The organism is Kitasatospora sp. NPDC096204, assembly GCF_044763205.1.
GTDB lineage: Bacteria > Actinomycetota > Actinomycetes > Streptomycetales > Streptomycetaceae > Kitasatospora.
Genome location: NZ_JBIWFT010000029.1, coordinates 1 through 22640 on the forward strand (window position 1 = coordinate 1; position 22640 = coordinate 22640).

At 73.9% G+C, this 22640-nt stretch carries 17 protein-coding genes and 1 rRNA gene; 13 read left to right on the forward strand and 5 right to left on the reverse strand.

Annotated elements, in window-relative coordinates; genetic code table 11:
• Positions 1-32: 32 nt before the first annotated feature.
• From rrf to ACIQ87_RS27655, 9 genes are all read left to right on the forward strand, one after another.
• Positions 33-149: ribosomal RNA gene (gene rrf / locus ACIQ87_RS27615) — 5S ribosomal RNA — on the forward strand.
• Between the two features lie 200 nt (positions 150-349).
• A complete protein-coding gene (locus ACIQ87_RS27620) occupies positions 350-1759 on the forward strand; it encodes a sensor histidine kinase (RefSeq protein ID WP_402411396.1) in 1410 nt (469 codons plus the stop codon).
• Positions 1711-2376 (forward strand): LuxR C-terminal-related transcriptional regulator, encoded by a 666-nt coding sequence (locus tag ACIQ87_RS27625; RefSeq protein ID WP_402411399.1) that lies wholly within the window; start codon positions 1711-1713, stop codon positions 2374-2376. The genes ACIQ87_RS27620 and ACIQ87_RS27625 overlap by 49 nt, the downstream gene beginning before the upstream one ends.
• Positions 2377-2598: 222 nt before the next feature.
• Positions 2599-4155, forward strand: a complete 1557-nt coding sequence (locus ACIQ87_RS27630) for a DUF2637 domain-containing protein (protein ID WP_402411401.1) — start codon at positions 2599-2601, stop codon at positions 4153-4155.
• A gap of 123 nt (positions 4156-4278) precedes the next feature.
• Complete coding sequence (locus tag ACIQ87_RS27635; RefSeq protein WP_402411403.1) at positions 4279-5568, forward strand: DUF6986 family protein; 1290 nt, start codon at positions 4279-4281, stop codon at positions 5566-5568.
• Positions 5569-5686: 118 nt separating this feature from the next.
• Positions 5687-6343: a YigZ family protein gene (locus ACIQ87_RS27640; protein ID WP_402411406.1), complete on the forward strand. Its 657-nt coding sequence runs from the start codon at positions 5687-5689 to the stop codon at positions 6341-6343.
• Positions 6344-6837: 494 nt separating this feature from the next.
• On the forward strand, positions 6838-8625 hold the full coding sequence (locus ACIQ87_RS27645; protein WP_402411409.1) for a hypothetical protein: 1788 nt from the start codon (positions 6838-6840) through the stop codon (positions 8623-8625).
• 114 nt (positions 8626-8739) lie between these two features.
• On the forward strand, positions 8740-10530 hold the full coding sequence (locus ACIQ87_RS27650; protein WP_402411411.1) for a restriction endonuclease: 1791 nt from the start codon (positions 8740-8742) through the stop codon (positions 10528-10530).
• A gap of 273 nt (positions 10531-10803) precedes the next feature.
• The gene (locus ACIQ87_RS27655) at positions 10804-11565 is read left to right on the forward strand and encodes a ZIP family metal transporter (protein ID WP_402411413.1); all 762 of its coding nucleotides are present in this window, start codon (positions 10804-10806) and stop codon (positions 11563-11565) included.
• Between the two features lie 125 nt (positions 11566-11690).
• Here ACIQ87_RS27655 and ACIQ87_RS27660 read toward each other — a convergent pair whose 3' ends face one another.
• Positions 11691-12596, reverse strand: a complete 906-nt coding sequence (locus ACIQ87_RS27660; RefSeq protein ID WP_402411416.1) for a LysR family transcriptional regulator — start codon at positions 12594-12596, stop codon at positions 11691-11693.
• A gap of 187 nt (positions 12597-12783) precedes the next feature.
• Between ACIQ87_RS27660 and ACIQ87_RS27665 the strand changes: the two genes are divergently transcribed.
• Entirely contained in the window at positions 12784-13701 is a 918-nt protein-coding gene (locus tag ACIQ87_RS27665; RefSeq protein WP_402411419.1) for an EamA family transporter, read from the forward strand.
• Here ACIQ87_RS27665 and ACIQ87_RS27670 read toward each other — a convergent pair whose 3' ends face one another.
• Positions 13702-14223: a MarR family winged helix-turn-helix transcriptional regulator gene (locus ACIQ87_RS27670; RefSeq protein ID WP_402411421.1), complete on the reverse strand. Its 522-nt coding sequence runs from the start codon at positions 14221-14223 to the stop codon at positions 13702-13704. It abuts the gene before it with no gap.
• Positions 14224-14390: 167 nt separating this feature from the next.
• Here ACIQ87_RS27670 and ACIQ87_RS27675 point away from each other — a divergent pair, with 167 nt between their 5' ends.
• Positions 14391-14723 carry a DUF2218 domain-containing protein gene (locus ACIQ87_RS27675; protein ID WP_402411423.1) on the forward strand — a complete coding sequence of 111 codons (333 nt, stop codon included), beginning with the start codon at positions 14391-14393 and terminating at the stop codon, positions 14721-14723.
• Here ACIQ87_RS27675 and ACIQ87_RS27680 read toward each other — a convergent pair.
• Positions 14696-15358 carry a phosphatase PAP2 family protein gene (locus tag ACIQ87_RS27680; protein ID WP_402411426.1) on the reverse strand — a complete coding sequence of 221 codons (663 nt, stop codon included), beginning with the start codon at positions 15356-15358 and terminating at the stop codon, positions 14696-14698. The two genes, ACIQ87_RS27675 and ACIQ87_RS27680, sit on opposite strands and share 28 nt — an antisense overlap.
• Positions 15359-15909: 551 nt before the next feature.
• Positions 15910-17250, reverse strand: a complete 1341-nt coding sequence (gene gabT / locus ACIQ87_RS27685; protein ID WP_392884205.1) for a 4-aminobutyrate--2-oxoglutarate transaminase — start codon at positions 17248-17250, stop codon at positions 15910-15912.
• A gap of 242 nt (positions 17251-17492) precedes the next feature.
• Between gabT and ACIQ87_RS27690 the strand changes: the two genes are divergently transcribed.
• Entirely contained in the window at positions 17493-19595 is a 2103-nt protein-coding gene (locus tag ACIQ87_RS27690) for an ATP-binding protein (protein WP_402411429.1), read from the forward strand.
• Positions 19596-19748: 153 nt separating this feature from the next.
• Complete coding sequence (locus tag ACIQ87_RS27695; protein ID WP_402411430.1) at positions 19749-21317, forward strand: PucR family transcriptional regulator; 1569 nt, start codon at positions 19749-19751, stop codon at positions 21315-21317.
• Positions 21318-21554: 237 nt separating this feature from the next.
• On the opposite strand, the gene ACIQ87_RS27700 is transcribed toward ACIQ87_RS27695, so the two are convergent.
• Entirely contained in the window at positions 21555-22355 is an 801-nt protein-coding gene (locus ACIQ87_RS27700; RefSeq protein WP_402411596.1) for a S1 family peptidase, read from the reverse strand.
• Positions 22356-22640 lie beyond the last annotated feature (285 nt).

The window sequence follows — 22640 nt, forward strand, 5'->3', positions numbered from 1 at the left end:
TAGAGGGTGTCTGGTTGACAGTTTCATAGTGTTTCGGTGGTCATAGCGTGAGGGAAACGCCCGGTTACATTCCGAACCCGGAAGCTAAGCCTCACCGCGCCGATGGTACTGCAGGGGGGACCCTGTGGGAGAGTAGGACGCCGCCGAACAATTCTTCTACAGAAGCCCCTGATCCATTCGGATCAGGGGCTTTTCGCATTTCCGGACCATCTCACTCGTTGGTGTCACTCTGTCCACCGGTAGGTGGTCCTAGGTCCACCCCGGAATTGGGGTGCCATGGCCAGTGTGGGTGATGGACGGTTCGTGAAGACTGACGGAGGACGATCGGTACCGGCATCAGGAGCTTCCCGTGACAACAGTGAGTCGTACAGGCGGCACGTCCGTACGTGCGCAGGCCCGGGCAGCCTTCGAGACCGGCGGCGAGGCTCTGACCCGGCTGGTCGTGGTGCTGCTGACCGCGGTGCCGGGGGTGGTGCTGCCGGTGGCGGCAGCCGTTCTCTCCGGGGTGACCACGGCCCAGCTCCTCCAGAACTACTCCCCGGCGATCCTCGCGGCGCTGCTGGTGGCGGCGATCGCCGGCTCGGCGGTGGCGGCCTTCCTGGTCCGCAGCGTCGCCGACCGCGCCCGGGGCCAGCTGGCGCGCTGGTTCGGCATACGGCTGCCGGCCACCTACGCTCCACGTCCGGAGCTGGAGTTGGACGGGCGGGGGCACTGGTGGACGGGGTACACCTACCACCGCTCGCGGACGGTGGCGAAGTACGCGCAGCTGGTCCACTGGGGCCTGCGGGACCGGACCACCCGTGCCGAGCTGCTCTGGATGCTGGTGAACCCGCTCCTCGTGGCGGCCGTGGTCGGCCCGGTGGCCGTCCTGCTCGGGCTGGGCGTCGTCTACATCCTGTCGGGGCCGGTGACGGTGAACGACTTCGGCCCGCTGAGCGGCCGGATGGCGTCCATCCTGCTGAGCACCGTGCTCGGGACGGCCATGATCGTGGTCGGGATACTCGTGGCACCGTTCGCGGTGCGGATGTACGCGGAGGCGGCCCGGCGGGTGCTGGACCAGGACGGCCGGGCGTCGCATGCCCAGCTGACCAGGCGGGTGGCCGAGTTGACGGAGACGCGGGCGGACGCGGTGGGCAACCAGGCGGCCGAGCTGCGGCGGATCGAGCGGGATCTGCACGACGGCGCCCAGGCGCGGCTGGTCGCGATCGGGATGACGCTGGGCACCATCGAGCACCTGATGGACACCGACCAGGGGGCCGCGCGGGAGCTCCTCGCCGAGGCCCGCCAGTCGTCCGCCCGGGCCCTCCAGGAGCTGCGGGACCTGGTGCGGGGCATTCACCCGCCGGTGCTCGCCGAGCGCGGGCTGGGCGACGCCGTCCAGTTGTTGGCGCTGGACAGCGCGCTGCCCACCGAGGTGTGCGTGAGCCTGCCGGACCGGCTGCCGGCCGCGGTGGAGGCCGCCGTGTACTTCAGCGTCTGCGAGCTGCTGGCCAACGCGGCCAAGCACTCAGGGGCGGAGCAGGTGTGGGTGGACATCCTCTACCGGGCCGGCTTCCTGCGGGTCACGGTGACGGACGACGGCGTGGGGGTGGCGGACCCTTCGCGCGGGACGGGGCTGCGCGGGATCGAGAAGCGATTGGGTACCTTCGACGGTGTCCTCTCCATCGACAGCACGTCGGGCGGACCCACCACCATCACCTTGGAGTTGCCGTGCGAGTTGTCCTCGCCGAGGACCTCTACCTCCTTCGCGAAGGCCTGATCCGGCTGCTGGAAGCGCACGGCTTCACCATCGCCGCGGCGGTGGAGACCGGTCCCGAGCTGTTGGAGGCCCTGCTGACCCACCGCCCGGACGTGGCCGTGGTCGACGTCCGGCTGCCCCCGACGCTCACCGACGAGGGCCTGCAGGCGGCGCTCAAGGCCCGGCGGGAGATCGAGGGCCTGCCGGTGCTGGTGCTGTCGCAGCACGTCCAGCAGCTCTACGCGCGGGAGTTGCTGGCCGACGGCACCGGAGGGATCGGCTACCTGCTGAAGGACCGGGTGTTCAACGCCGGGCAGTTCATCGACGCGGTCCGCCGGGTGGCCTCCGGCGGCACCGCCATGGACCCGGACGTGATCGCCAAGCTGATGCAGACCACCTCGCGCCGGCCAGGTCCGCTGCAGCGGCTCTCCCCGCGCGAGCGCGAGGTGCTGGAGCTGATGGCCGAGGGCTGTTCGAACTCGGCGATCGCCGCCCGGCTGTCGGTGAGCGACGGCGCGGTGGCCAAGCACATCGCCAACATCTTCAGCAAGCTCGAACTCGCCCCCGACGAGGACGCCAACCGCCGGGTGCTGGCCGTGCTCGCCTACCTCAACGGCATGGCGGGGCATCCCCAATGACGGTCCGACCAGCCTCCACCGCAGCTCCGCGCGGTGCCGGAGACCGGCGTCGGTCCGCCCCGCTGTGACACCCCAGGCTGTGGGAACGCTTAAACACGTGTACGAGTAAACTCCGGTGGGCCGAGCCCGGAGATTGCTCAGCCGTCCGGGGGCCCGAGCAACGGGACTCGGCAGCCGAGGCAGCGTACGGCAGCAGCCGACATCCAGGGGTTGATAGACGTAATGGCACGCCCAACGCTCACCAAGGCCCATCGGGGCCTGCTCGGCCTGGTCGCGGCCGGTGCCGTCATCATCTCGGGCATCGGTTTCGCGGGGTCGTACAACGCGGTGCGCGAACTGGCCGTGGAGAAGGGCTTCGGCGCCTTCTCCTACGCCTTCCCGATCGGTGTGGACGCCGGCATCGTCGTGCTCCTCGCGCTCGACCTGGTGCTGACCTGGCTGCGAATACCCTTCCCGATGCTGCGGCAGACCGCGTGGCTGCTGACCGTCGCCACCATCGCCTTCAACGCGGCCGCCTCCTGGGGAGACCCGCTCGGCATGGGGATGCACGCCGTCATCCCGGTGCTCTTCGTCGTCGTGGTCGAGGCCTCGCGGCACGCGGTCGGCCGGATCGCGGCGATCACGGCGGACCGCCACATGGAGTCGGTCCGGGTGATGCGCTGGATCCTCTCCCCGGTACCGACCTTCCGGCTCTGGCGGCGGATGAAGCTCTGGGAGCTCCGCTCCTACGACGAGGTCATCCGACTCGAACAGAACCGCCTGGTCTACCGGGCGCAACTGCGTTTCCGGTACGGCCGTGGCTGGCGCCGCTCGGCGCCGATCCAGGCGCTGCTGCCGCTCAAGCTCGCCAAGTTCGGCGTGCCGCTGGACCCGGCCCTGCTCGACCGGTTGGACGACGAGGGACGCGAGCGCGAGGCCATCGAACTGCCGGCGGAGCCGGAGTCGCAGGGAACGGCCCCTCAGGAGCACCGCGCCACCGCGGCCATCGCCCCGGCCGCCGAGGCCCAGGCCCAGCAGCCCCAGCACCAGCAGCAGGCGCCGCAGGACGTCCAGCAGGCCGCCTCGCAGGTTCAGCAGGTCCAGCAGGTCCAGCCCGAACAGCCGCAGCAGCCCGCGACCGTCGCGCCGTTGTCCGCCGAGGTCGCCGCACCGATGCTGGCGAAGCTGGCCGCCGTCCGGCTGCGAGCCGCGCAGGAGCCGGAGGAGGCGGCGGACGCCGTCCAGCAGCCGCGTGGCGAGGAGCTGAACGTCTGGACCGCCCGGCCGGTCCGCACCACCGGCCACCCGACCGACGCCGCCCCGGGCGGGCGGGTGCCCGGCCAGGCCTCGCCCTGGTTCAAGCCGCCGCGCCCGGTCGCCGAGGAGCCCGACTCCGCCCCCGTCGCCGCCCCCGCCCCTGGCCCCGGTCCCGTGCCTGAGCCCGCGCCCGGTCCGCAGGCGCAGCACCCGGTCGGCCCGCAGCAGCGGCCCGAGCAGCTCGCCGAGCCCGAGCAGCCGGCCTCGGCCGACGAGCGCGCCCACGTCGAGCAGCCGGTCCACGCCGAGCAGCGCGAGGTTCCTCCGGTGCCCGCGCGCCTCGACCCGGACCTTGCTTACGAGGCGCTCGTCTCGTACATGGACAGCTACGGTCACCAGCCCGACCCCCAGCGCCTCGCCGACTGGCTGACCAGGGAGTTCGGCGTCACCGGGAAGGGCCCGGACGGTTCGGTGCACCCCAAGGAGGTCGCCGACCTGTACCCGGAGCTGAACGAGCGCTACGCCGCCGCCGGGAGGGACTGACCGTAGCCGGCACCGTCCGGGGCCCGGTCGGCCACGGGTGCCGGTCATTGACGCCCGATCCCGCCCGAGCTACCTTTGCTTCAACAAAGTGTTGAAGCGAAGGTTCGGCATGGAGGAGCGCGGATGACAGGGGTCGGAGCCGACGCAACCGGGCCGACGGACGGGGCCTCCTTCTCCACCGCGGCCCGCGCCGCCGTGGAGGCACTGCTCGCCCCGGTCGACGCCGACCTGGCGCGCCGTTACCCGGGCGAGCCCGGGACCAGGCAGCCGGTGCACACCGTCTACGTCCCGGCCGACGCCTTCCGCGCCGACACCGTGCGGGAGTGGGGCCACCGGGCCCTGGAGGCTCTGGACCGCCACGCCGCCACCCCCGCCGAGCTTGCCCGCGCCCTCGGCGTCGCGGACGACGAACTGCTCGCCGAGGTGTACGCCCGGGTCCGCGCCAAGCTGGAGCGCGAGCCGATCGAGGACCTGCGGATCGACTTCGAGGACGGCTACGGCCCCCGCCCCGACGCGGAGGAGGACGAGGCCGCCGTCCGTGCCGCCGAGCTGGTCGCCGCGACGGTGGCCGAGGGCGGCGCCCCGCCGTACCTCGGCATCCGGATCAAGTGCATGGAGGCCGCCGTCCGGGCCCGCGGCATCCGCACCCTGGAACTGTTCCTGGCCACCCTGTCGGCCGCCGGCGGGCTGCCGGACGGCCTGATGCTCACCCTGCCCAAGGTGACCTACGCCGAGCAGGTCACCGCGCTGGTCCGGCTGCTGGAGGACTTCGAGGGCAGGGCCGGGCTGCCCGCCGGCCGGATCGGCTTCGAGATCCAGATCGAGACCACCCAGGCGATCCTCGGCCCGGACGGCCGGGCCACCGTCGCCCGGATGATCGCGGCCGCCGGGGGGCGGGCCACCGGCCTGCACTACGGGACCTTCGACTACAGCGCCGCCTGCGGCGTCAGCGCGGCCCACCAGAGCATGGACCATCCCGTGGCCGACCACGCCAAGGCGGTCATGCAGGTGGCGGCCGCCGGCACCGGGGTCCGGCTCTCCGACGGCTCGACCAACGTCGTCCCGACCGGCTCCACCGAGCAGGTGCACGCCGCCTGGAGGCTCCACCACGACCTGGTCCGCCGCTCGCTGGCCCGCGCCTACTACCAGGGCTGGGACATGCACCCGGCGCACCTGCCCACCCGCTACGTCGCCGTCTACTCCTTCTACCGCGAGGGCCTGGCGGCTGCGGCGGCCCGGCTGGCCGCGTACATCGCGAAGACGGGCGGCGCCGTGATGGACGAGCCGGCCACCGCCCGGGCGCTGAGCGGCTACCTGGTGCGCGGCCTGGACTGCGGGGCCGTCGACCTCGCCGAGGTCACCGCGCTGACCGGCCTGGACCGCGAGCGGCTGAACGCGCTGGCCGGCCGCTGAAGCGTCGGCAGTCGGCCGCCGGTCCCTCCCGTCGGACGCCACTAGGCTGGCGGTGCCGCCCCGGTGCGCCGGAGCGCGCGCCGTCAGCCTTCGCCGTCCTCGGGAGGACCCCCACACCATGTCCGCCACGCCGGAGCCCACCGCCAGGCCGTACCTCACCATCCGGCGGGCCGGCAGCCACGAGACCGAGATCAAGAAGTCCCGGTTCATCTGCCACCTCGCCCGGGTCGCCGACGAGGAGGAGGCGCAGGCCTTCATCGCCGGCATCCGCAAGCAGTACTGGGACGCCCGGCACAACTGCACCGCCTTCGTGGTCGGCGACGAGCAGCGCCGCGAGCGCTCCAGCGACGACGGCGAACCCGGCGGCACGGCCGGGGTGCCGATGCTGGAGGTGCTGCGCCGGCGCGGGCTGACCGACACCGTCGCCGTGGTCACCCGGTACTTCGGCGGGATCAAGCTCGGCGCGGGCGGCCTGGTGCGGGCGTACGGGAACTCGGTGTCGGAGGCGGTGGACGAGATCGGCCTGTTGGAGCGCCGGCCGGTCGCGCTGCTCGCGGTGACGGTGGACCACGTCCGGGCCGGGCGGGTGGAGAACGACCTGCGGGCGGCCGGGTACACGGTGAGCGACCTGGCCTACGAGGCCACCGGGGTGCGGATCGAGGTGGGCGTGCCGGAGCCGGACGTGGCGGACTTCCACACCTGGCTGGCCGAGGCGACCGGTGGCACCACGGCGGCGGTCCCGGCCGGCCGCACCTACGTCGAGGTGCCGGTCTGACCGACGGGGCGGGCGGCACCTCGTGGGGCCGGCGGGTCTCAGGAGCCGTCGGGCGGCCAGGGCCTGCCCCTGACCGGCCGTCTCTTGTAGCCCCGGCCCCGCGCCACGCGGAAGACCGCTTGAGCAGATTCACCCGAACGTAGTGTCGTAGCCCGGAGTTGGAACTTCCGCTCCGGGCCGTGGCGTTTCCTGGGCAAGGTTCCGGCAGAACCGGACGAAACCATCGATGGAGGACACAGGACCCCACCCCGCACCACGGAGGTATGCGCATGACCTCAGACCGTTCGACCTCGAATCCCCCGTTCGCGACGACTCCGACCTCCGACCGCCCGGCCCCCGGCCGCCCGACTTTGAACCATCCGACCTCGACCCACCCGGCGTCGACCCATCCGACCTCGAACCATCCGATCGCCAACCGCCCCGCCCCGAACCGCGTCCGCTCGCACACCGCCGCGGACCTGCCCGGCCCCCGTGGTCCGGCGACGCCCTACCGGATGACGGTCACCACGGCCCTCACGCACGCCGATGCCGTCGCCCTGGCCGACGAACAACTGGCGGACTGGCTGAAGCAGGAGGGCTTCGAGGAGCCCCCACCGGTCCACCACGCCCCCGTCGGGCGGAGCGCCGAACCGGCTTCCGGCACCGAGCGCCTCCGCCTGGGCGAGCGCGTCCTGCTCGACCGCGACCAGGGGCCCCTGAGCGGCGGTCCTGGCACCGGCCGTTACGACCGCCGCCGTCTGCGCACCCCGGCCCCGCACGGCACCCAGCAGCTCACCCTCACCGTGGCCACCGCTCCCGACGGCCCCACCTGGGTGCGGCTGGAGGCCGAGACCCACAACACCGGCAGCGGCGTGCGCACCCCGTGCCGGGTGCCGGTGCCCGAACTCGCCCGCTCGCTCCTCCCGCTGCTCGACGCCACCGACGGCCCGGCCGCCGTCCACTCCGCACCCCGGCTGATCACGGCCGACGAGGTGGACGCCCTGATCGACGAGCTGTGCGATCCCGAACGCAGGCTGCCGACGGTGGTGGCCAGCGTCCCGGTGAACCTCCCGCTCGACCGCTGGGTGCAGGACGTGGTGGCCCCGCTCTGCCAGCAACTGCCCGGCCTCGCCACCGCCTACGTGCTGGACCCCGGCGCCCGCACCGGATTCAACGTCGCGCTGGAGTACCACACCGTCTACGGCGGCGCGGTGCGCACCTACCTGCCCGAGGTCGACCCGGCCTCCCGGCAGGACAGCGCCCGACATCCGGTACTCGCCCGGAGCCGAATAGAGGAGGATCTGCGCCGCGCCGCCGGGCTGCTCGCCCGCGAGCCGCGCCGCCTGGCCGCCGAGCGGCCACTGCCACCGCCACTGGCGGCCGTCCCGGTGCTGCGCGTCCCGCCGCCGCAGCTCCGCCGGCCGGCGGAGCAGGCCGTCGACCCGGCCGTCGAGCCGGTGACCGAGCCGGCGGCCGAGCGCGCCGCAGGGCAGGTCACCGTACGGACCGTGGGCGGGGCCGTCCCGTCCTGGGGCTCCGAACCGGCCGTGCTCGTCCGCGAGGAGCAGCGGGACCGCGTCGGACGGCAGGCCAGGGCCGACGAGTCGGAGCCGGTCCGGCACACCCCGCGCCTGGAGCGCCGCGACCACCGCGAGCACGGCCAGGGCCGGGAGGGCCGCGACGGGCGGGACATCCGGGAGGGCCGCCTCCGCTCCGGAGCCCGCGCCCTGACCGGGCGCCACTGCGTCGCACCGGGCGGCGGGCCGGCCGCCGGGGCGCCGCACCCCACCGCCCAGCCTCCCGACCTCGGCGGCGTGCCCGATACCTTCACCGAACTCATGGCCAGACTGGGAGAGTTCCCGCTGGTGACCTTCACCGGTGACCAGAAGAGCGCGCTCGCCCTGGACGGGCTCCAGTGCGCGGGCGCGGGCTGGGCCCGGCTCGCCTGGGACGGGCTGACCGCCCTCCAGGAGTACGCCGAGGCGGCCGTGCGCGGTGCGGCCGGCGGGGACTTCAAGCAGTGGTGCGAGCGGACCCCTGAGGGCTGTCGCCGTTTCCCGCCCCGCAAGGCGGTCCGCGGGGAGTCCAGGACGGTGTTCAGCCACACCAAGTGGAAGCGCGAGCGGATGCTGCCGGTGCCGGAATGCGTCGACTCCTCCCGGCGCGCGTTCATGGGCGCGCACCTGCGGATCGGCGGTGGCCGCACCGCGCCGCGGCTGCACTACCTGGACGACTGCTCCGGCAGCGGCCGGATCTACGTCGGCTACATCGGTCTGCACCTGACCAACACCCGGACCAACTGAGCGGCTTGGCTGACCGCTGCGCCCGTTCGGGGGACAATGTCCGGCAGGAGCGGGTCCACAGGCTCGCCGACCGCCCCGGGCAGGAGCCGGACGAGCATGGGGGAACGACGACCGATGCAGTACTCAGCAGACGGCCAGTCCGACGGAACCGCCACCGTCCAGTTCCCCCGACCGGGCTTCCTCGCCTCGGTCTTCCGTGACCTCGGCGCCGCGGAGGGTCCGGCACCGGACGGCGCCGTCACCGGCCGCCCCGACGGCGGCGCGGCCGGTGACGGCCCGTCCGGTGAGCACCCGTCCGGTGAGCACCCGTCCGAGCCGGCCCCCGCCGGCCCCGGGTCCGCCGGCCAGGGAACCGACCGGAGCCCCGGCCACCCAGGCCCCGGTCCCGGCCCCGGTCCCGGCGCGGGTCCCGGCTCAGGGTCCGCCTCCGGTGAGGTTGACCCGGACGAGGCCGTGGCGGCCCAAGCCCGGGCCGCCGCCCTGGCCCACCACCGCACGCGCGCCGTCCAGGCCGACCACGACCGGCTGGCCGACCTCCTGCGGCGGGCCGCGCTGCCCGTCTCGGCCATGGACTTCGAGAGCCAGCTGCGCCACTACCAGCCCCGCCCCTACCCGGCCGACGGCCCCGGCTCCGACGACGGGGCCGAGCCCCGCTGGGAGGACTTCGCGCCCGCCGAGCCGCCCGCGGCCGACCCGGAGAGCGGCCCGTCCCGCCGGCTGCTCGACTCCGGCTACCAGCGTGAACTGGCCCAGGCGCGGCTCACCCACCAGCGCGCCCTGCGCGAGTGGCGCACCCGCCGGGCCGAGGCCGGCAGCCCGGCAGCCGACGAGTCCCGGCGCGCCCACGAGGCGGCCGAGCAGGCCCGGGCCCGCGCCGTCCGCGAGTACAACGAGAGCCTGGAGGAGTGTCGGAGGGCCTACCGGCTGGCCGAGCCGGCCGCCGTGGAGTCGCTGCTGGAACGGGCGCTGGCCGCCGCCGAGACCGCCACCCAGGACCTGCCCACCCCCTGCCGGGCGGTCTTCCGCCCGCTCACCCGCACCGCCGTGCTGGACCTCGACCTGCCGGCGCTCGACCTGGTGCCCTCGCTCACCGGCTACCGGCCCGCCCCGGACGGCGACATCCTCCCGGTGCCGCGCCCGACCGCGGACCGGGCCACCGACTACCTGCGGCTGGTCGCCCGGCTGGCCCTGCGCGCCCTGCAGGCGGCCGACGCCGTCGACACCGACGAGATACTCGCCGGCGTCGTCCTCAACGGCTGGCTGCGCGATCCCGCCACGGCGGAGCCGATCTGCCTGGTCAGCGTGGACGCCGACCGGGACGCGTTGGCCCGCACCCGGCTGCTGCCGCCGGGCACCCCGTACGAGGAGCGCGACGACGAGGGCGTCTACGCCGACGCCGAGCAGGACGAGGCCCTGGTGCGGCTGCGTCAGCTCGGCGCCGCCGTCACCCCGGACCCGTACGACCGGGCCGGTGTCCGGCCGGCCGCCCAGGCCGGGGCCGCCGTGCCGGCCGCCGCCGACCTGTCCGCCAACGAGTTCGCCCAGCTGGTGCGGGACCTGCTGACCCGCGGCGGGATGGCCCAGTGGAGCGTCCGGCTGCGCGGTCCGGCGGGGCTGGTCGCCACCGGCGAGGGCGCGCCCGGCACCGCGCTGCCCGGCCGCTGGGTGGTCTGGGCCTCCCGGGACACCGCGTCGGTCGGCGCCGAGCAGATCGAGACCCTGGCCGAGGCGGTCGGCGAGGAGTCCGCCGAGCGCGGCCTGCGGCTGACCACCGGCCGGTTCACCGAGGAGGTGCTGGACCTCACCGCCGAGGAGGGCCACCGGCACATCCACCTGATCGACGGCGAAGGCGTCCGCGAACTCGCCCACACCCACCTCGGTCTGCCGCTCGCCATCGGTACCTGACCGGCCCCTCGCCCCGGCAAGCGGACTCACTCCGACGGCCCGCCCGGTGGCGGGTCCGGCAGGCGTCCCGGCAGGCCCGGGCCGACGCTGGGGGGACGGCTTCCGACCGCGCCCCGGCACCCCGGGTGATCACCGTCGAACGGGCGTCCGGTACGGTCGGCGATCGGCCCGGCCACGGGCGGATCCCAGGGGGAGAGGAATGGGCAGAGCACTCGGCGGACCACCCGGTGAAGGCCCCGGCCGCCAGGCCGGACCGGCGGCGGAGCCGGCCCGATGACCGCGGTACTCGTCGCCGCCGCGGCGTTCCTGATGACCCTGATCGGCGGTTTCGTCGCCCAGCGGACCCGCGACCGCCGCCACCTGGTGCTCGGCTTCGCCGCCGGACTGATGCTTGGCGTGGTCGCCTTCGACCTGCTGCCCGAGGCGCTCCACCAGGCGCCGGGCGAGGTGCACGGCGTGCCGCAGGCGCTGCTGATGTTCGCGGCCGGCTTCCTCACCATCCACGTGGTCGAGCGCGCGGTCGCCATCCACCGCGGCCACGAGGGCGAGTACGCCGCGCACTCCCACGGCCACCACGGGCACGCCCACTCCGCCGGGCGCCAGGGCATCGGGCTGACCGCCGCGCTGGCCCTGGTCGGACACAGCGTGATGGACGGCTTCGCGATCGGCGCCGCCTTCCAGGCCGGCACCACGGTCGGCACCGTGGTGGCCATCGCGGTGGTCGCGCACGACTTCGCCGACGGCTTCAACACGTACACGATCACCCGGCTGTACGGGAACAACCGACGGCGGGCGCTGACCCTGCTCGCCGCGGACGCGCTGGCCCCGGTGTCCGGCGCGGCGATCACCCTGGCGTTCACCATCCCGGGGCACCTGCTCGGCCTCTACCTGGGCTTCTTCTCCGGCTTCCTGCTCTACCTGGCGACCTCCGACATCCTCCCCGAGGCGCACAGCCCGCACCCCTCGCGCAGCACCCTGCTCTGCACCGTGGCCGGGGTCGGCTTCATGTGGCTGGTGATCGGCCTCGCCGGCTGAACCCGTGCGACGCCCGTACGAGGCCCGTCAGAAGCCCGGTACGTGTCCGGACACGCGTCCGGACACGCATCCGGATCCGAGGCTCGGGCCCGGACCGTTCGCCGCGTACCCGGACACGGCGGCCCTCAGACCGGAAGCCGCCCCCAGCACTCCCGCATCGACGCCAACGCCTCGGTGATGGCCGGCCGCCGGGAGGCCCGGGAGCGCCAGAGCGCGAACACCCGGCGGCTCGGCTCCGGCGTCACCCGGCGGGCCGTCACCCCCGGCGGCAGCGGGCCCCGTCCGAGCCGCGGCACCAGACCCATCCCCAGCCCGGCCGCGACCAGCGCGATCTGAGTCTCGAACTCCCCGACCTGGTAGCGCACGTCCGGCTCCTCACCGGCCTCGCGCAGGGTGCGGACCAGCCAGTCGTGGCAGATGTTGCCCGGCGGCACGCTGATCCAGCGCTGCCCGCACAGGCGCTCCACCGGCACCGGGTCGAGCGCGGCCAGCGCGTCGCCGGCGGGCAGCAGCAGGTCCACCGGGTCCGTGCCGAGGTCCATCCGGGACACCCCGTCCTGCACCGGCAGCGGCACGGTCGGCCAGTCCTGCACCAGCGCCAGGTCCACCTCGCCGCGGGCCACCAGCTCGGCCGCCGGGTACGGGTCGCGCTCCAGCAGCCGGACGTCCAGCTCCGGGCAGCGCCGGCGCAGATCGGCCAGCGCCCCGGGCATCAGGCCGCGGGCACCGGACGCGAACGCGGCCACCAGCAGCCGCCCGACGGCCTGGCCGCGCTGCTCCTCCAGCCGCACCTCGGCCTGCTCCACCAGGCCCAGCACGGTCTGCGCGGTGACGGCCAGCTCGCGCGCCGCGTCGGTCAGCACCACGCCCCGGCCCTGCCGCTCAAGCAGCACCGTCCGGGTCTCCCGCTCCAGCTTGGCGATCTGCTGCGAGACGGCGGAGGGCGTGAAGCCGAGTGCGGCGGCCGCCCCGCCGACCGAGCCGTGCACCGCCACCGCGTGCAGCGCCCGCAGGCGCCCCAGGTCCATCATGCAGTGATCCTAAAGTGTCTTCTTCAGTATTCATCGCTGGTGCTACACGGTCCGGCGCCACCATGCTCGACCCATGACCGCGACAACCGCCGCCGCCCCGAGCGGCCGGCCCAGCACAGGCACTACGGGCAGCACAGGCAGCACGGGACGTACGGGCGGCACGGGAGGCAACGGCAGCCGGGGCGGCATGAGCCCGCGCCACATCGCCCTGGCCGTCCTGGTGGCCGCCGTCTGGGGCCTCAACTTCGTCCTGATCCACGTCGGCCTGGACAGCTTCCCGCCGCTGCTCTTCTGCGCCCTGCGGTTCGCCGTCGTCGCGGTGCCTGCGGTCTTCTTCGTCGGCCCGCCCAGGGTGGCCTGGCGCTGGGTCGTGGCGGTCGGCGCGGTCCTCGGCGTGGTCAAGTTCGGGCTGCTCTTCCTCGGCATGCACGCCGGGATGCCGGCCGGGCTCTCCTCCCTGGTGCTCCAGGGTCAGGCCGGCTTCACCGCGCTGTTCGCCGCCGTGCTGCTGCGCGAACGCCCCGGCCGACAGCGGCTGGCGGGTCTGGCGGTCGCCTTCGCCGGCATCGCCCTGAGCGCCTGGGACCAGGGCGCCGGCGGCCCGCTCGTAGCCTTCGTCCTGGTCGTCCTGGCCGCCGTCGCCTGGGGCCTGGCCAACGTGCTGACCCGCAAGGCCGCGCCGCCGGACGCGCTGCGCTGGATGGTCTGGGTCAGCGCCGTTCCGCCGCTGCCGCTGTTGGCCCTGTCCCTGCTGGTCGAGGGCCCGGAGGCGGACCTGCGCGCCCTGCGCGACATCACCCCGGCCGGGCTGGGGGCGATCGCCTACGTCGGGCTGGTCTCCACCCTGCTCGGCTTCGTCGCCTGGAGCTTCCTGCTGCGCAGCTACGACGCGACCGCCGTCGCGCCCTACTCGCTGCTGGTGCCGGTGTTCGGGATGTCCTCGGCCTGGCTGCTGCTCGGCGAGCGGATCAGCCCGACGGCCGCCGTGGCCGCGCTGCTGGTCATCGCCGGGATCGGGATCACCGCGCTGCGGCCGGGGCCCAGGGCCCGTCGCGTCGATCGGCTCGGACCGGGATCCGGGAACGACCGGCAGGACGTGCCGTAGCTACCGCCGGGGCGGCCCGGCCTCCAGGAAGCGGGCCTCGGCGGAGCGCAGCACCCGCAGCAGCACCTCCTCGTCGGCGGGGCTGACCTCGCCGAAGTACTCCTGGGCCACCTCGTCCCGGACCTGCCCGATCCGCTCCACCGCCGCCCGGCCCGCCTCGGTCAGCAGGATCCGCACCGCCCGCCGGTCGGCCGGGTCGGGGCTGCGCTCGACCAGGCCGGCCTCCTCCAGCGCGTCGACCACGGTGGTCGCCGAACGCGGGGCGATGTGCAGCTTGTCGGCGAGGTCGCTCAGCCGCATCGCGCGGTCCGGCGACTCGCAGCCGGGCACGTGGGCGAGCGTGCGCAGCGCCCGGGCCTGGCCGGGGGTGATGCCGTACGGCTCCAGTCGCCAGCCGGTCTGACGGCGGATCCGCTTGATCGCCCTGGTCATCGCGTCGGCCAGCTCGGCTGCCGCGCCCGGTGTGCCGGGCTGGGGGCCGGGGGAGGGTTCCGCCGGTTCGTCGGTCGGCGTGGTGGTCATCGGCGGTCTCCTCGGCTGGCGTCCGCCCCAGGGTAGCCGTCGGTGCGGAGCCCGCGGCCGGCGGCGGAGGGCGATCGCGGAAATATGTTGAGCCTAGCTCAGTATCTGGGTTAGCGTAGTCCCAAGTGAGGGGACCCTAAGTTCCCCTCCCCGATCCTGGAGGGCCCATGCCCCGCTCCGAAGCCCGCGTCGCCACCGACCGCCCGGGCCGTTACGCCAAGCAGCTCACCGCCCACATGGGGCGCAAGATCGAAGCCGCCTACTCCGAGGAGACCGGCCGCGGCACGATGGTCTTCGGCGCCGGCACCGCCACCCTGGAGGCGCAGGCTGACGCGCTGCTGCTCACCGTCGAGGGCGAGCGCGAGAACCTGCCCGGCCTGGAGGACGTCGTCGGCCGCCACCTGGTCCGCTTCGGCGCCCGCGACGAACTCGTCATCGAGTGGCACCGCGACAACGGCGAACCCGGCCTGGTTCACCGCAACGAGGACCCCGAGGCCTGACGCCCCCCGGCACCCGGCCGCGGCAGCCACCGGGCGAGCGACCACAGCACCAGGACGGCCAGGCACCAACTCGCCACCACGTCCAGCAGCCAGTGGAAGTCGCTCCACACCAGCCCCGCACCCACCCCGAGCGACAACAGCGCCGCACCCACCGCCGACCACCGGGCGGCGCGCGGCCCCGCTACCCGGGCCAGCAGCAGCGCCGCCACCCCGTACGAGATCGTCGCGGTCGCGGTGTGCCCGGAGGGGTACCAGCCCCACTGGCCCGCCGTCAGCGGATCCCCCAGCGGACCCGGCCGGGCGAACACCGCCTTCGCCGGGACCACCAGCAGCGGGATCAGCCCCGCCGTCAGCGCCGCCACCGGCAGTGGCAGCCACCAGCGCCCGGCCCCGGCCCGGCGCCCCCACCAGGCCGCCAGCGCGCCGGCCAGCAGCAGCACCGGAATCGCCGGGACGCCACTGCCCAGGTCCGACAGCACGTGGCCGAGCCGGTCGACCAGCGCGTTCGGGACGTCCGAGTGGGCCGTCCGGACGGCCCGGCGGACCGACCGGTCCACGCCGAGCAGCGGCCCGCCCGCCGCGACCTGCCAGGACACCACCACCAGCAGCACCGCGGCCACCACCGGCACGGCCACCGACCGCGCCGCCCGGCCCGTAACAGCGGACAGCCGCCCCGGAGCAGGGGGGGAAGCTCCGGGGCGGCTCTGATGATCGCCGTTCCGCGCGCCCCGGGGGGTGTGGGTCGGACGGTCGGTCGATCGGCCTTCAGTGGGCGCCGACCCTCCCGGGCCGGCCTGGTCGTCCTCGTGCGGCACCCGCGGAACCAGCCCCCGAAGAGGCCCCGCGGACGGCCGCGCCGACGGCTGAGGCTCGCTGTCCATCTGCGATGACACTACGTCAACAGCCCTTCCGCGCCGAGCGCCTACAGCGATTCCGCACATCATCTTCACCCTGCGCCGGGCAGCCCCCGGGGCCCTCCGTCGATCATCCCCGGACCGCCCGCGGTGCGCGCACCGTGCGGCCGTGCGCACCGAGCGCACCGTGCGGCCGTGTGCACCGAGCGCACTGTGCGCGGCGTGCACACGGAAACCGAACGGCCCGTGCGGACCAGAGGTCCCCACGGGCCGTTCAGCGCTGTCCGGACAACCCTCCGGAAGGGGGTTCACGACCTGACGGGCGACACCGCTCAGAGGGCGGCGAACGCGCCCTCCAGGATGTCCAGACCCTCGTTCAGCAGGTGCTCCGGCATGACCAGCGGCGGCAGGAAGCGCAGCACGTTGCCGTAGGTGCCGGCGGTCAGCACGACCAGGCCCTCGGCGTGGCAGGCCTTGGCGATGGCCGCGGTGACCTCCGCGTTCGGCTCCTTGCCGCCCGGCTTCACCAGCTCGACGGCGATCATCGCGCCGCGGCCGCGGACCTCACCGATGATCTCGTACTTCTCCTGCATGGCCCGCAGGCGGCCCAGCATGATCTCGCCGATCCGCTGCGCCTTGCCGTTGAGGTCCTGCTCCTTCATCGTCTCGATGGCGCCCAGCGCGGCGGCACAGGCCACCGGGTTGCCACCGTAGGTGCCACCCAGGCCACCGGTCTGCGCGGCGTCCATGATCTCGGCGCGGCCGGTCAGCGCCGACAGCGGCAGACCGCCCGCGATGCCCTTGGCGGTGGTGATCAGGTCCGGGACGATGCCCTCGTCCTCACACGCGAACCACTGGCCGGTGCGGCAGAAGCCGGTCTGGATCTCGTCCGCGACGAACACGATGCCGTTCGCCTTCGCGAACTCCACGATCGCCGGCAGGAAGCCCTTGGCCGGCTCGATGAAGCCGCCCTCACCCTGGATCGGCTCGATGATGATCGCGGCGACGTTCTCGGCGCCGATCTGCTTGTTGATGGTGTCGATCGCCTGGGCGGCGGCCTCGGTGGCGGCGTTCTCCGCACCGGTCAGCCAGCGGTACGGGTAGGCGACCGGCACCCGGTAGACCTCGGGGGCGAACGGGCCGAAGCCCTGCTTGTACGGCATGTTCTTCGCCGTCAGCGCCAGGGTCAGGTTGGTGCGGCCGTGGTAACCGTGGTCGAACACCACGATGGCCTGGCGCTTGGTGTAGGCGCGGGCGATCTTCACCGCGTTCTCGACGGCCTCGGAACCCGAGTTGAACAGCGCGGTGCGCTTCTCGTGGTCACCCGGGGTCAGCTCGTTCAGCTGCTCGGCGACGGCCACGTAACCCTCGTACGGGGTCACCATGAAGCAGGTGTGGGTGAAGGCGGCCAGCTGCTCGGTCGTCTTCGCCACCACGGCCTCGGCGCTGTTGCCGACGTTCGTCACGGCGATGCCGGAACCGAAGTCGATCAGCGAGTTGCCGTCCACGTCCTCCAGCACGCCGCCGTTGGCACGGGACACGTACACCGGCAGGGTGGTGCCGACACCGGCCGCCACCGCACCCAGCTTGCGGGCGTGCAGCTCCTGCGACTTCGGACCGGGGATCGCGGTGACCAGGCGGCGCTCCTGCGGGAGCGGCGTTGCGGCGCTCATGGGGTTTCTCCAGACTTCTCGGCTCGGTGCTTCGCAGGCTACGGCCGCCCTCCCTGCCCCGGCACGCGCCACTCGGTAGCAGTGCGCCGTCCGACTTGTCCGGCACGGCCAGCGCGGGTGGCGCGACTACCCGCAGGCCACGCTCCACTACCCTGAGCGCGGGCGTGTCGCCGGTACGGCGGCATGGGTATGGCGGCACCGACGGCGGTCGGGCCGGGGCGGGCGAGGGAGCGGGGCCGTACATGGCACAGGACGGGGCACACCACCACGGCGAGCACACCACCACCAGACCCCCGACCCCCCTGCCCCACCAACGCCCGGGCACAGGCCCGGACGGGGCCTTCGACCTCCCGGCGTGGGTGGCGATTCCCCGGCCGGAGGCGGCTCCCGGGATCTTTCGCCAGGGCTACAAGTGGACTGATCCCACCGAGGCGGAGGAAGCGAAGGTCCCTACCGGGCAGTTGCTGTGGCGTGCCGCTCTGAACCTTGTCGCAAGCGTCGCGACCTACTACGTCGGCACGTTCGTGCTCGTCTGGCTGGTGGGCCTCCTCGGATGGTTCGCTGGGACGTCGCCGGAGCAGTTCAACACTGTCCAGATCCTCATCAACTTGATCACCATCAGTTGCGCGGCGGCGGTGTTCTGGCGAACGGGTCGGTGGCGCGAGGTTGGTCGCCGGTTCCTCACGCGTTCCGGGTGGCGGAAGAACATTGCTCCAGTCCTTGCTCGGGCCATCACCCATGAAGAGACCGCCCCGGTCAGGGCGGTCGGCAGCCTCGAGCCGTCGCCCGTTGCCGACCCGTGGTTTGCCCAGCGGTCGAGTGGAGCGTTGGCAGCGGCAGAGAAACTCGACCGCGCGAAGGCTGGGGACGTCGACTACGTTCGGATCCAGAGAGCGTGGGAGTCCGCCCAAGCCGACGCGACCTTCCTCCCGGCCTTTGTCAACCAGGTGCTCGCACGGGGCGCTGCGGCCTTTTCGCACCCCTCGGAGGCCCGGGACCTGGCGACCAGGAGGGCAAGGCACGACCTGTTGCTGCAGCAAGTGCGGCTCGGCATGACGCAGGACGTGGTGAAGAACCCGCACGGCCACCGATCGACCGGATTCGCGCTGGACCCGGCGGTGCTGGGGACGTCGCTGTTGGCTGTCGGCCCTGCCGGAACCGGCAAGACGACTCGACTTGCCCGCCCCGTCACGGAGGCTCTGTGTCTTCAGACGCTGGCCGGGACGGCGTGCGTCGTGGTAGTCGGTGCAGCTGACGCTGACCTCGGCCCGGACGACTGGTACGACGTGGTGATCGCACCGGGCGAGCCGGGTTCGGTCTACGGACTGGACCTTTACGGCGCGTCGCAGGATCCCGATGAGGCAGCCGCCAGACTCTCGGACGCGTTGCTGCCGGACGAGTTGATAGCGCGCGCGGAGAGCGCCCGAACGACGCTTCAACAGGTGGTCGGACCGTTCAACACCGCCTATGGGCGCTACCCGGGAGTCCGTGAGCTGCGGGCCCTGCTCTCCGGGGAACCGGACGTGATGGAACCGCTCGTCAAAGCCCTTCGAGCAACAGGCCGGTTGTCGGTGTACGAGCGGGATCTGGAGTACCGGCAGCGACAGCAGGAGCGCGCCGACGATCCGGGGATCCTTCTTGCGGACCGCTTGGCACTGCTCGACCGCCCGGCTTTCGAGGGGGCCTTCGCAACGGACGGCACGGGCCGTCTGCCCTTTGCCATGCGCGCGCTCGACCATCCGCTCCGGGTACGGGTGAAGCTGCCCGAACGAAGCCATCCGGAGGCCGCACGGATCCTCTCCCGTCTCGTGGTGGGACAGTTCGTCGTGGCGGCAGCTGCCCGCGAGGATCGTTCGCTGTTCGCCGGACTGGTGGTTGACGATGCGTCCGCCGCCCTGGACGCGAATACTGTTCGGGGCCTCCAGCGGATGCGGGGCGCCAACGCAGGTGCGGTGCTGCTGCTCCGCACCCTGATGGACCTGCCGGAATCGCTGAGGACTCCGTTGTTTGGGGCGGTGGGCTGTCGGATGGTCTTCCCCGGTATCGCCCCGTGGGACGGGAAGTTCTTCTCGGAGGCGTGGGGTACACACGTCGTCCACGAGACGGAAGTCACCCACACCCCCGACACCTCCGGAGGCGTGATAAGGCGCGCCGGTCGGATCGGGCGGAAGGCGTTGTCGGGGACGACGGCGCAGACGGAGTCGGTGACGACGCGGGACGTGGAGCGGCTGCGGTGGTCGCCGTCGGATCTGGCGCACGCGTTGCCGGCGGGGCATGCGGTGGTGTCGTTGACGGCGGTGTCGGGGGAGCAGGTGCCGCCGTTGTTGGTGGACCTCAGGGGCTGATGGCGGGCCGGCGGGGAAGTCGCCTTCGAGGTGGATTCGGCAGTGCGGGTTGTCCGGGGCGTCCATAATGAAGGGGAGAGACCCTCACCAGTCCCACGTCCCTCTCCTCGCCCGGCCGCAACGGCGCGGTCAGGTCGATCCCCCGAAGGTGCCATGCCCCCCACACTCGCCTCCGTCGTCCGTAACACGTCGCTCCATCTGACGGTCCTCGCCGGTGCGGATCACCTGGAGCGGCCGGTCCGCTGGGTGCACACCAGTGAGCTGGATGACCCGACGCCGTTCCTTGAGGGTGGCGAGCTGCTGCTCACCACCGGTATCAAGCTGGGCCGTACGGCGGCGCAGCTGCAGGCGTACGTGCACCGGTTGGCCGACGCGGGGGTGGTCGGGCTGGGGCTCGGGGTGGGGTTGTCGCACACGGAGGTGCCGCAGCCGCTGGTGGACGCGGCGGCGCAGCGTGGGCTGCCGTTGCTGCGGGTGCCGGAGCCGACGCCGTTCATCGCGATCAGCAAGGTGGTGTCGGCGGCGCTGGCCGCGGAGCAGTACGAGGCGGTGACGACCAGCTTCGAGGCGCAGGAGGAGCTGACGAGGGCGGCGCTCGGCAAGGACGGCACGACGGCGGTGGTGCGCCGGCTGGCGGCCCGGCTGGGGGGCTGGGCGGCGCTGTACGACGGGTCGGGCGCGCTGTCGGTGGTGGCTCCGGACTGGGCGGCGCGCCGGGCGGGGCGGCTGGCGGCGGAGGTGGACCGGCTGCGTCGGCGGCCGGCGCCGTCGAGTGCGGCCTTGCAGGGGCGGGCGCCGGGGATAGACACGGCGGACGAGGACTACGTGGTGGTCCAGTCGCTGGGGGCGGACCGGCGGGCCCGGGGTTTCCTGGCGGTGGGGACCGAGGACCGGATCACGCCGACCGAGCGGTACGTGCTGAACGCGGCGGTGGCGCTGCTGACCCTCACCCTGGAGCGCTCGCGGGAGCTGCGGCAGGCGGAGGAGCGGATGGGCGCGGCGCTGCTGCGGATGGTGCTGGCCGGTGAGGTGGCGACGGCCCGCCAGGTGGCGGTGGGGCTGTTCGGGGGGCTGCCGGAGGGGACGATACGGGTTCTGGTGGCCGGGGCGGGGCCGGCGGGCACGGATGCCGCGGAGGCGCTGGGGGAGCTGGGCGACCGGGCCGAGCAGGCGGGTGCCCGGGTGGGCGAGAAGCTGCTGGTGGCGCGGGAGGACGGTGCGCACGGGCCGCGGCTGATGGTGCTGGCGTTGGACAACGGCGCGGTGCACCGGGCGTGTCTGGGGACGGTGGAGGAGCACGAGGGCCTGTCGCTGGGCGTTTCGGCGCCGGCCGCGCTGGAGGAGGCCGGGACGGCGCACGCGCAGGCCGAGCGGGCGCTGGCGGTGGCGCTGCGCGGCGGCCGCCGGTCGGTGGACCACGAGGAGGTCGGTGCGGGGTCGCTGTTGCCGCTGCTCGGCGAGGACGCGGTGACGGCTTTCGCGGAGGGGCTGTTGCGGCCGTTGCGGGAGCACGACCGGACGGCGCGCGGGGACCTGGTGGCCTCGCTGCGGGCGTGGTTGTCCCGGCACGGCCAGTGGGACGCGGCGGCGGCGGACCTGGGGGTGCACCGGCACACGCTGCGCTACCGGATGCGCCGGGTCGAGGAGCTGCTGGGCCGGTCGCTGGACGACACGGACGTGCGGATGGAGCTGTGGTTGGCGCTCCGCTCCGGCGAGGAGTGAGACGCGGGGAGTGAGGCGCGGGGAGTGAGGCGCGGGGTGGGGGGCGGGGGGCCCCCCCCCGGGGGGGGCCGCCCCCCCGGCTCTGCTGTACCCGGCACGCCTTCCGGGCCCGTCGGCGGCCCGGCTCGCGCGGGCGGTGAAGCCGACGCGTCGTCAGATTCCGGCGCCGGCAGGTGATCGGCCGCTCACCCACCGCGAGGGCCATGGCGCCGGACGCGAGACCGCGTCCGCTGGCGGTCACAGGACCGAGCGCACCGCGTCCGTGACCGAGGACACCCTGGTGTAGACGCCGGGGTGGGCCGCCTCGGCACAGCCCGTCCCCCAGGACACCAGGCCGACCAGCCGGCCGTCGACGACCATAGGGCCGCCGCTGTCGCCCTGGCAGGCGTCCTTGCCGCCCCGCTCCTCGCCCGCGCAGACCATGCCCCGGGCGTCGAACCTTCCGTCCGGCCCGCCCGGATAGGCCTGCGCGCAGGTGCGGTCCGGCACGATCGGCACGGACACCTCACGCAGCGTGGGCGAGTAGTCACCCCGCCCGGTGGTGTCGCCCCAGCCGTACACGTGCGTCGTCGTCCCGGCCGCGTAGGGTGCCGTCTCGCCCTGGCCGACCAGTCCGACCACCGGCCGGGCGCCCTGGGACTCGGCGAGGGTGAGCACCGCGACGTCGTTCATGTTGGCGGCGAAGGAGTAGTCGGGATGGATCCAGACCGACCGCACCGCCACCTCGCGGCCGGCCGTGCTCCGCATGTCGTCCCGGCCGACGATCACCTTGAGGCCCGGCCGCTCCACCCGACCCCTGGACTCGTCGTAGAAGCAGTGCGCGGCCGTCACCACCTTGGTCGGGGTGACCAGCGCACCCCCGCAGAACTGGCCGGAACGGCCGCTGCCGAACTGCTGGCGACTGGACAGCGCCACGATCCACGGGTGGTCCGCGGTACTCGCCGCGGCCCCGCCGACCACCCGGCGCTGCGCCTCGGCCGGCGCCGCGGTGCCGACGGCGACCAGCGGGACGGGCACCGCGGCGATCAGCGCCAGCACGGCGGCCCTGCGGCGGCGGACCGCCCGGACCGCGGCCGGATCGGCCTGGTCGGCGAGGTCCGCCGGGAACGGGGTGGGCGTCGGCAGGTCAGTGCGGTCCGGCTCGGTCGGCACCGTGACTCCAGGAGGCTCGGAAGCAGGCAACCGGCACAGCGTAGGTGACCGGCTACACGGTGCGACCGCTTCCCGCCGCCCCGCCACCCGGACGAGGGACAACCACCACCCGGACGCTGACGCACCCTGGCCCGGACAGCCACGAAGGCCCGGAGCCGTGCGGCTCCGGGC